General features: G+C 71.2%; 9 protein-coding genes and 1 pseudogene. 6 read left to right on the top strand and 4 right to left on the bottom strand.

The window, feature by feature from the left end; all coding sequences use genetic code 11:
• Positions 1 to 152 precede the first annotated feature (152 nt).
• From ABD256_RS34695 to ABD256_RS34675, 6 genes and pseudogenes are all read left to right on the top strand, one after another.
• Positions 153 to 647, top strand: coding sequence for a transposase (locus ABD256_RS34695; protein ID WP_344428903.1), 495 nt, complete (start codon positions 153 to 155; stop codon positions 645 to 647).
• Between the two features lie 7 nt (positions 648 to 654).
• Positions 655 to 883: pseudogene (locus tag ABD256_RS44530) on the top strand (IS5 family transposase); the annotation flags it as partial.
• 351 nt (positions 884 to 1,234) lie between these two features.
• Positions 1,235 to 2,041 (top strand): adenylate/guanylate cyclase domain-containing protein, encoded by an 807-nt coding sequence (locus tag ABD256_RS34690; RefSeq protein ID WP_344428902.1) that lies wholly within the window; start codon positions 1,235 to 1,237, stop codon positions 2,039 to 2,041.
• A 191-nt stretch (positions 2,042 to 2,232) separates the two neighbouring features.
• The gene (locus ABD256_RS34685; RefSeq protein ID WP_344428901.1) at positions 2,233 to 2,652 is read left to right on the top strand and encodes a YciI family protein; all 420 of its coding nucleotides are present in this window, start codon (positions 2,233 to 2,235) and stop codon (positions 2,650 to 2,652) included.
• A 3-nt stretch (positions 2,653 to 2,655) separates the two neighbouring features.
• A complete protein-coding gene (locus ABD256_RS34680; protein ID WP_344428900.1) occupies positions 2,656 to 3,906 on the top strand; it encodes an RNA polymerase sigma factor in 1,251 nt (416 codons plus the stop codon).
• Between the two features lie 75 nt (positions 3,907 to 3,981).
• Entirely contained in the window at positions 3,982 to 5,463 is a 1,482-nt protein-coding gene (locus tag ABD256_RS34675; RefSeq protein ID WP_344428899.1) for a hypothetical protein, read from the top strand.
• Positions 5,464 to 5,473: 10 nt separating this feature from the next.
• On the opposite strand, the gene ABD256_RS34670 is transcribed toward ABD256_RS34675, so the two are convergent.
• Genes ABD256_RS34670 through ABD256_RS34655 form a run of 4 tightly spaced genes read right to left on the bottom strand, consistent with a single transcriptional unit; the run spans position 5,474 to position 10,084 of the window.
• The gene (locus tag ABD256_RS34670) at positions 5,474 to 6,706 is read right to left on the bottom strand and encodes a hypothetical protein (protein WP_344428898.1); all 1,233 of its coding nucleotides are present in this window, start codon (positions 6,704 to 6,706) and stop codon (positions 5,474 to 5,476) included.
• Positions 6,703 to 8,313 (bottom strand): putative N-acetylmannosamine-6-phosphate 2-epimerase, encoded by a 1,611-nt coding sequence (locus ABD256_RS34665; protein ID WP_344428897.1) that lies wholly within the window; start codon positions 8,311 to 8,313, stop codon positions 6,703 to 6,705. Before ABD256_RS34665 ends, ABD256_RS34670 begins: the two co-directional genes overlap by 4 nt.
• The gene (locus ABD256_RS34660) at positions 8,310 to 9,209 is read right to left on the bottom strand and encodes a carbohydrate ABC transporter permease (RefSeq protein ID WP_344428896.1); all 900 of its coding nucleotides are present in this window, start codon (positions 9,207 to 9,209) and stop codon (positions 8,310 to 8,312) included. The genes ABD256_RS34665 and ABD256_RS34660 overlap by 4 nt, the downstream gene beginning before the upstream one ends.
• Positions 9,206 to 10,084, bottom strand: a complete 879-nt coding sequence (locus ABD256_RS34655; RefSeq protein ID WP_344428895.1) for a carbohydrate ABC transporter permease — start codon at positions 10,082 to 10,084, stop codon at positions 9,206 to 9,208. Before ABD256_RS34655 ends, ABD256_RS34660 begins: the two co-directional genes overlap by 4 nt.
• Between the last annotated feature and the right edge of the window lie 2 nt (positions 10,085 to 10,086).

The following is a 10,086-nucleotide window of genomic DNA, read 5'->3' as shown; positions in this document are numbered from 1 at the left end:
GGACATGGACAAGCTCATCAGGGGTCACCAGGACATGAAACCGCCCAGCCTGCCCCACGTCCTCACGACACGCCAAGACCTAACAAAGCACTACTAGGGCCTGTATCGAAGTCGTCTCAAGCAAGTTGGGCCGGGAGTTGGGGCTGCCGGGCGTGGCGGTGACGGGGCGGTTTGACCTGACCGACGAGCAGTGGGCGGCTTTGGAGCCGTTGTCGCCTGTGCCGTCGCGGCCGGGTCGGCCGCCGTTGTGGAGTAAGCGGCAGTTCATCGACGGGATTCGGTGGCGGGTGCGCACCGGTGCGCCGTGGCGGGACATGCCGGTGGGGTATGGGTCCTGGGCGGCGGTTTACGGGTTGTCCCGGCGCTGGCAACGCGCTGGTGCCTGGCAGGCGATCCTGACCGTGTTGCAGGGGCCGGCTGAGGTGACGGGGCGGATCACGTGCGATGTCAGCGTAGATTCCACGATCGCCAGGGCACATCAGCATGCCGCGGGTGCGCGGAAAAGGGGTGGGGTGCGAGCAGGGGCAGAAGCCGTTGTCGATCGTGCTGACCGCCGGGCAACATGGCGACAGCCCGCAGTTCATTCCCGTCCTGGCCGGGATCCGGGTGCCCCGTCCGGGCGGTGCCCGGCCCCGGACACGTCCTGATCGAGTACTGGCGGACAAGGCTTACACCTGCGTGAGCCAACCGGGCTCACCTGCGCGGTCGTGGGATCAAGGCGACCATTCCGAGCAAGGCCGACCAGGACGCTCACCGCAAGGCCAAGGGATCGATGGGCGGGCGGCCACCGGCCTTCGACCCCGAGATCTACAAACAGCGCCACGCGGTGGAATGCGGCATCAACCGGCTCAAACGCCACCGCGCCGTGGCCACCCGCTACGACAACTCGCCGTCCGCCACGAAGCCACCGTCCACATCGCCACGATCAACGAATGGCTCTGACCTACTTCGACACCGATCCACTACGTCCACAATGGATCACAGGTCTCGCGGCGGCATGCCATCGCTTCGCCCTCGGCTTATCCGTTCCATGGGGAGCGGACGCTGGCGACCCACAACCCGCACCGACGAGCGGCAGTTCCCCACGGCGCGCCGAAGGCGTGCCTGAAACCCTCATCGTGCCCGCCAAACGCGCGAACCATGACAACCCACCCCGGAACGCCCACTGTGACCTTTGGAGTCAACCCACCCCCAGAACGGCGCACCTGGCCCTACTGGCCAGTAAGATGTCCGCGTGACCCAAGGCCACGAGCAACCGCGTCCCAGGGCTTCGACGGTGTCGAAGGTCGCCGACGCGTTGCGCAGGACCGACCGGCAGCACAAGCTCGTCCGGACCGCGCGCATGGTGCGCGGGCTGGTGCCTGGCGACCGGCAGTTCGGTGACTCGCTGTCCACGACCGGCGGTTATCCGTCGGATCGGGTGGCAAGGCTGCTCGCGGAGGCCCGCGAGGACCAGCCAAGCGCGCTGCGCGAGCTCGGTCTCGCGGCGGTTCAGGTGTGGCAGGCGGTCACGGCGCCCCGTGTCGGGGCGGACGCCGACGTGACGATCCTGTTCACCGACGTGGTCGGGTTCTCGACCTGGGCGCTCGACGTGGGCGACAAGCAGGCGCTTCGGCTGCTCCGCGAGGTCTCGAATACCAGCGAACGGGCCATCGTCAGTCACGGCGGGCAGGTCGTGAAGGGCCTCGGCGACGGGTTGATGGCGGTGTTCGCCGACGCGACCGACGCGGTGGAGGCCGCGCACGAGACGGGCAACGCGGTCAGCGCGATCGACATCGACGGATACCGGCCCCAGTTGCGTGCGGGCCTGCACACGGGGCGCCCCCGCCGGGTCGGGCGCGACTACTTCGGCGTGGACGTGAACGTCGCGGCCAGGGTGGCCGACGCGGCGAACAGCGGCGAGGTCCTGATCACCGGCGAGGTGCTCGACGCGATCGGCGAGGCCCGGTTCACCACGCGGCGCCGCCGCCGGTTCCGCGCGAAGGGCGCGCCGAAGGACCTGCGGGTGTACAGCGTGCTCCCCCGCTACGGCGACCAGTAGCAACGGCCGGACGACGACGGTCGCGACCGCGTGACACACCCCGACGCGCGAGCCGGTTTCGCGCTGCTCCCCGACCGGCGGACGGGCGGCTAGGCTCGCTCGCGAAAAAACTTTCGCACCGATGTCCGGAGCGAGCCGGCGGCACCGACGTCCCCGGTGAAAAGGCGCCAGCACCGAGAAGGAGAACGACCATGAAGTACATGATCTTGCTCTACGGCTCGCAGCAGGACTACGACACGATGGCGGGCAAGGAGACCGGCAAACCCGCCTGGTCGGCCGAGGACATCAAGAAGATGGTCGAGTTCATGGGCGCGATCAACAACGACCTCACCGAGTCGGGCGAACTGGTCGACGCGCAGGGCCTCGACGCACCCGCGCTCACCAGGCGGGTGCAGTTCAAGGACGGCGCGCCGGTGGTGACCGACGGGCCGTACGCCGAGACCACCGAGGTGATCGCCGGGTACTGGATCGTCGACGTGGCGGGCATCGACCGCGCCACCGAGATCGCCGCGCGCGTCACGATGTGCCCCGGCGCCGGCGGCACCGTCGGCGAGCCCAGCCCGGTCGACATCCGGCCGATCGGCCAGGCCCCTGCCCCGGACGACGCCTGAGACGTGCCGAGCAGCGACGTCGAGGACCTGCTGCGCCGGTGTGCGCCGCAGGTCCTCGGCGCGCTGGTACGGCGGTACGGGCACTTCGACACCGCGGAGGACGCGGTTCAGGAGTCGCTGCTCGCCGCCGCGACGCAGTGGCCGTCCGATGGCCTGCCGGAAAACCCGCTCGGCTGGCTGATCACGGTCGCGTCCCGCCGGTTGACGGATCTGCTGCGCAGCCAGCAGTCCCGCCAACGGCGGGAGGACGCGGTCGCCAGGCAGGTGCTCCCCGGCGACTGGCTGGCACCCGCCGCCGACCGGCAGGAGCCCGAAGGCGACGACACCCTGATCGTGCTGTTCCTGTGCTGCCACCCGTCGCTCACGCCCGCCTCGCAGATCGCGCTGACGCTGCGTGCGGTCGGCGGGCTCGGCACCGCCGAGATCGCGCGGGCGTTCCTCGTCCCCGAGTCGACCATGACCAGGCGGATCACCAGGGCGAAGCAGCGGGTCAAGGACAGTGGCGTGCCGTTCCGGATGCCGTCGGGGCCCGATCGCGCCGACCGGCTCGCCGCCGTCCTGCACGCGCTCTACCTGATCTTCAACGAGGGGTACGCCAGCACCTCCGGGCCGAGCCTGCGGCGACCCGAACTGTCCGTCGAAGCGATCCGGCTGACCAGGATGCTGCGTGCGCTGCTGCCGGACGACGGCGAGGTGGCAGGGCTGCTCGCGCTCATGCTGCTCACCGACGCGCGGCGGCTCGCGAGAACGGGTTCCGACGGCGAGCTGGTGCCGATGGCCGAACAGGACCGGAGCCGGTGGGACGCGGACCAGATCGCCGAAGGCGTCGCGCTCATCAGCGAAGCGCTTCCGCGCGGCGGAGCGGGGCCGTACCAGTTGCAGGCCGCGATCGCGGCGGTGCACGACGAGGCGGCGAGCGCGGAAGAGACCGACTGGGCGCAGATCACCGCGCTCTACGAGGTGCTGCTGCGGCTGGCCGACAACCCGGTCGTGTCGCTGAACCACGCTGTCGCGGTGGCGATGTCGAAAGGCCCGGAGGCCGGTCTCGAACTGCTCGACAACCTCGAACGCGACGCTGCGCTCACCGACCATCGCCCGCTCGCGGTCCGCGCGCACCTGATGGAAATGTCCGGGAAGCCGGAGGCCGCGCGGGAGGCCTACCTCGCGGCCGCCGAACGCGCCCTCAGCCTTCCGCAACGCCGGTACCTCTTCGGCAAGGCGGCGCGGCTGAGCCCCGAAGGGCCAGTGGTCTAGGCGAATTCCTTCCCATCGCCTCGGTGCGGCCCCTACCGTCGACAGCGCCGGACACCAGCTGGGAAGGACGCCACCATGGTCAGCAGGCGGGATGCGATCCGATTCGGCGGTGCGGCGGTCGCGGGTGCGCTGGCGGGAACGGCGCTCTCGTCCGCGCCAGCACCGGTGGCCCGCGCGGCGGCGGCCCCGGCGCCCTCCGGTCCGGTCGGGCGCGGCTACTACCTCACGTTCTGCCGGATCCCCACCGCGGGGCTCGCCACCTGGAAGTCCATAATGGACTCGTTCGCCGAGGACGGCGTCGAGCACGTGGTGCTGTGGATGGGCGGCGCGTTCCGGTCGCGCAGGTACCCGATCACCTGGCAGTACAACCGAGCGCACCGCAACGTGCGGGAGAACTTCGTCGGCGCGCTCATCGACTACGCGCACACGCTCGGGATCAGGATCCTGCTCGGGTTCACCCCCTACACCTACGACGGCACGAACCAGTACGCGTTCGAACGCCCCGATCTCAAGGGGTTGCAGGCGAACGGCACGCTCGCGCGCATGCAGGGCATCCACTCCTGGGGCTACAACCTCAACCCCACGAAACCGGACGCCAAGCGGTTCATGCTGGACTACGTCCGCGAGATGTACTTCGACTTCTACCCGAACGCCGACGGCATGCTGATCGAGTCCTCGGACATCGACATCTGCACCGGCGGCGACTGCGGCGGCGCGAAGCACTACTACGAGATCGAGTACGAGTTCGTGCGCCAGATCTCCGACGAGGTGTGGGCGCACAAACCGGACGCGGACATCCTCGTGCACCCCAACTACTTCGTCGGCGGGCCGAACGGCGCGAACCTGCCCTACGACAAGCGGTGGACGATCATCTTCAGCCCGTGGACGGTCAACCTCGACCTGGCCGCGAAGGTCACGAAGGCCTACTACTTCGACCTCGACGTGATCAGCCAGCCGCCCGCGAACGTGCGCGCGAGCGTGCGGTGGGTGCGCGATCACGGTTTCGCCGCCTACTTCCCGTCGCAGGAGTTCTTCACCTTCGTCGCCGAACACCCCGAGTTCAACGAAACCAACCTCGTCGGGCAGCAGCTACACCCGTTCGGCTTCGAAACCATCGGGCTCGACGAAAACCCTTACCGCGACCCGATCGTCGCGGTCAACAGGGTGGCGCTGCGCGAGTACGCGCAGAACCCGGAACTGTCCGACGCCGACTTCCGCGCGCGGCTCGGGCACGCGCTGCTCGGCGACGGCACGACCGAGCAGGACATCGACGACCTGCTGTTCCTGCACACCTGCTGCTACGGGCGGAACAAGTCGTACTTCTCCCTCGCCGCGCAGGCGGATCCGCGGGTGGTGACCGACCGGCTCGAACGCGGCCTGCTCGGCCTCGGCGACCTGCGCGCCATCCAGTCCAATTTGGACGCACTGCCGCCGGTGTCGGCGCGGCTCCGGGCGTCCCGGAACCCCGCGGTCCGACGGCTCACCCGGTACACCCAGCTGATCGAACACAACTGGAACCGCGACGCACGTCGTCTCCTGGCCGCCCACCTGCGCTAGCGCATGAACATCAGGTGGCGAGGCGGATCGCTTCGGCCACCGCGAGTTCGGCGGCGCCCTCGGCGACCGGCGAGATGTTGACCTCGTAGACGCCGGTGCCGTACGCGGCGCGGGTGGGTAGGTACCCCAGATATCCGTTGGTGTAGCCGACGAGCGCGACCGGGCCGGGCAGCCCGGCCGCGACGGCGGCTTCCAGCGCTGAATAGGGTTCCGCGCCCATGCTCACCAACCGGAGCCCACCCAACCGCACCGCGCCCACCACCACGCTGGTACCGCGTACCCGCGCGGTGGAAGCCAGTTCCGCGCCCTGCACCGCGGTTTCCGCCCCGCGGACGGCCACCGGGTCCCCACCACCGCGCGCGGACAGCAGCCGCGCACGAAGCGCGTTCAGATCGGGAGCCGGTTCGGCCGTCCGGTCCGGCAGGGGCAACGACCAGTTCCGGGCCCCGGCCAGCGAGCCAGGCCCGAGGTCGATCGGCACCCCGGGTTCGCCGAGGATCGCGGCGAGCTGGTCCGCGGCCAGCGCGCCGAGCCGGTGCACCTCGGCCGGGGTCTGCGCGCGGCGATGCGCGCGCGAGCTGACGTCACCGGCCGCCCCGGTGGCGACCACGGCCCATCCGCCGGCGCGCGCCGCGAGCGCGCGCCGTACCGCTCCGGCCAGATCGGCGCTGGCGAGCAGGTTGTCCGCGCCGAGCACGGTGGGGTGCACCGGAAGCACGACGAGAGCACCCAGCACGGCGGTGCCCCGTCGCGCGGCCAGTACCGTGACCGGCACGTCCCTGCTCGGGTCCGGCCCGCTGCGCTGCCCGCCGACTCCCCCGATTCGTCCCTTGTGGACGGTCAGGTCGACCGCCGCTTCCGAGGCGACGGCCAGTGCCGCGGCCCGCTCACCCGCCGCCAGCAGGACCGGCGCCCATTCGCGGGGCGTGCGCCCGCCGCCGGGACGGCATCCGACGTCCGGTCCCGCGTGGGTGTGCGTCGCGCCGAACCACACCAGTTCCGGATCCGTGCGGTGCAGGCCGGCGAGCTTGCCGATGACGGCGGAGGCGAGGTCGGTGTTGACCGCTGGCAGGTCACCGACCAGCCAGAAGAACCGGCGCTCGCCGTCGGACACGGTGACCGCGTGCACCTCGATCGGGTCGAGCGTACCGGTGCTGCCCCCGATCCGCGCCGCGTACCCGCCCATGAGTGTGCCGTCGGGGACCTCGACGACCACCGAACCGTGCCCGATCAGCGCGGTCACCGAAGCGCCTTGGTGAGCCGGGTGGTGATGTCCATCGGGTTGGTGATCGCGGTGCCGACGACCACCGCGTACGCCCCGGCGGCGACCGCGGCCCGCACGTCGTCCTCGGTGCGGTACCTGCCCTCGGCGATCACCGGGCAGTCGAGCGCGCTCAACTGCTCCACGAGCGCGATATCCGGCTCGTCGGGGGTGCCGCCGCCGGTGTACCCGGACAGCGTCGACGCGACGACGTCCGCGCCTGCCCGTCGCGCGGCGATCCCGGCCGCCGCACTGTCCACATCGGCCATCACGAGCACGCCGAGTTCGTCGTGGATGCGCGCGATCTGCCCGGCGAGCGTACTGCCGTCGGGCCGGGGGCGCGAGGTGCCGTCGACGGCGACCATCGTGGCGCCCGCGCGGACCACCGCGGCCGCGGCGTCGAAGGTCGGGGTGATGAACGTGCCGCCTGGCGCGGCCACCTTGTTGATCCCGATCACCGGCAGCGCGATCTCGGCCCTGATCGCGGCCACGTCCGCCACCCCGTTCGCGCGGATGCCGCAGGCGCCGCCCGCCGCCGCGGCCGCGGCCATCCTCGCCATCGAACCCGGCCCGTGCAAGGGGTTCCCCGGCTGCGCCTGGCAGGACACCAGCAACGCTCCTGCCGGAAAGGGCAGACCGTCCACAACAGACTCCTCGGTGACTGGCGCGGCGGTGCCGCGGTGAACGTGGACGAGCGGGGCGTAGCGCCCCAGCCCGGCGGTGGCGAGCCGGACGGCACCGTCGAGCGGATCGCCTGCCGAAGGCACCAGCGTCGCCGAGGGCGCCAGCTCGGCGAGCCGTTCGCGCAGCGGCGCCACCAGCAGATCACCCGCGTCGAACAGCCTTCCCGCACAGGCGATCCGGACGTCGTCCCCGCCGAGCGCCCGCACACCCGCGGCCGCGGTGCGAGCCAGGTTGGCGGCCGAGGCCACGACGATCGCCCCCGCCACCCCGTCCCCGCCATCGGCCGCTTCGAACACGTCGACGGCGAACGCTGCCACGGCCGAGACCGGCGAATCCGCCATCGCGACGCGCTGCCCCAGATCGGGGCCACCGCCGTAGCGCGCGACGGCGAGGCCGGACAGCGCCGTGGCGGGCCCGCGGCCGTCGGCGGCGGCCAGCACCGCGCGCAGCCCGGCCTGCCCGGTCGAGAAACCGCCGCCGAGATCCCCGAGCAGGTGCCCGCCGCCGTCGATCTTGCGCGTGGTCCCGTCCGCGCCGATCGCGAGGCAGACCACACCCGTCCCGGCCGCGACGGTGACGCCCGTACCGCCGGGAAGCGCACCAGCGTGCGCGGTGACCATGTCCTCGCACAACCGCACCTCGGCGGCGTTCAGCGCGCGGGCCACCGCGACGCCGAGCCGGTCCCGATCCGCCGGGCGCGCGGGATACCCGGTGAGCCCGAGGCAGGCGACGCCGACCGGCCCCGCCACGCCTGCCCGCACCGCTGCCGTCCGCACGGCCGCGGTGATCGACGCGACCGGATCGCCGTCGGCGTAGGAGAAACCGGGGCCGGTGCCGTACCGGCCGTCCGAAGTGCGCAGCCGCAGTCCGGTCTGCCCGCCGTCGACCGCGAGCCACCCGGTCATCGCAGGCCCGCCGACGCCGTCACGCCCTCGACGAACCGCCGTTGCAGCGTCACGAACAGGAGCACGGTCGGCAGCGCCGCGAGCAGCGCGGCGACGAGCATCATCGGCACCCCGGCGCTGCCGAGGTTGTTCGCCTGCATCGCGGCGAGGCCGACCGGCAGCGTGCGGTGGTCGTCGTCGGAGGCGACCAGCAGCGGCCACAGGTGCGAGTCCCAGTTGAGCATGAACACGAACAGCGCCAGCGCCGCCATCGGGCCGCGCACCACGGGGACCACAATGGACACCAGGGTGCGCACGACCCCGGCGCCGTCGAGCCGTGCCGCCTCGAGCAGTTCGTCCGGGACGCCGTCGATCGCCTGCCGCATCAGGAAGATCCCGAACGCGCTGGTGCCTGCCGGGATGACGAGCCCGGCGAAGCTGTCCACCCAGCCCAGCGAGTAGACGAGGCTGTAGAGCGGCACGTAGATGATCTCGACCGGGATCATCAGGGTCGCGAGCACGATCACGAACAGGGCGTCGCGGCCGCGGTAGCGGAACTTCGAGAAGCTGTAGCCTGCGGCAGTGCAGGTGAGCACGTTCAACGCGGTGACGCTGACACCGACGACCGTGCTGTTGAGGAAGTACCGCGCGAACGGCGTTTCGGTGAACGGCAGCGCCAGGTTGGACCACTCGAACGTCGAGGGCAGCCAGCGCATCGGCACGGCGAGCACCTCGGCCACGGGTTTCAGCGCGGTCAGCACCGCGTAGACCAGCACCGAGACGAAGACCAGCCCGCCGAGCCCGGTGAGCAGGAGCGCGATCACACGGCCGGGGCGGCGCTTCCGGCGGCGTGCTGCGGGCGTGGTGGCGCGGACGGTCTCCGCGGGAGGACGGGGCCTGGTAGCGGGCTTCGTCATCGGTCCCTCCTCGCGAACACCCGGAGCTGCACCAGTGTCAGCACGAAGAGCAGGACGAACATCAGCACCGCCACCGCGGAGGCGCGGCCCATCCTGGCGTTCTCGAACGCGGTCTTGTACACGAACAGGTTGACCACCTCGGTGCCGAAGCCGCCGTTGGTGAGCACGAGCTGCGGGCTGAACGCCTGGAAGCCCCTGATCACCGCCATCACCGAGCACACCGCGGTCACCGGGCGCAGCATCGGCCAGGTCACGTACCGGAACCGCGACCACCGGCCCGCACCGTCCAGTTCGGACGCTTCGTACAGCTCACCGGGGATCGCCTGCAGCCCGGCGAGGAACAGGATCAGGAAGAAGCCGGTCTCCTTCCACACCCCCATCAGCACCAGGCCCCACATCGCGGTGTCCGAGCTGGTGAGCCAGTTGAGGTGCAGCCCGAGCGCCTGGTTGAGCAGGCCGTCGGGGTTGAGCACCACGCGCCAGATCACCGACACCGCGACCCAGCTCGCCGCCACCGGCAGGAAGTACAGCAGCCGGATCAGTCCGCCGGCCCTGGTGCGGTTGTTCAGCGCGTGCGCGAGCAGCAGCGCCAGTGCCAGCGCGGGAACGTAGGTGCCCGCCGCGTAGACGACGGTCTGCAGCACCGCTTCGCCGAACTGCGGATCGGTCGCCAGGTGCGCGAAGTTGTCCATGCCGACGAACTTCGGCGGCGTGGTCAGGCTGTAGTCGAACACCGACAGGTAGAACACCCGCAGCATCGGGTAGATCGCGAACACCGCGAACAGCGCCAGCGCGGGAATCGCCAGCAGCATCCCGACGGTGTTCCGCCGCCGGTCCGCCCGGTCGCGGTGGCGAGGGAGCGCGAGCACCGCCATCG

This window comes from Amycolatopsis minnesotensis, from assembly GCF_039529815.1.
GTDB classification, from domain to species: Bacteria; Actinomycetota; Actinomycetes; order Mycobacteriales; family Pseudonocardiaceae; genus Amycolatopsis; species Amycolatopsis minnesotensis.
This window is presented reverse-complemented; position numbering and strand designations above follow the sequence as displayed.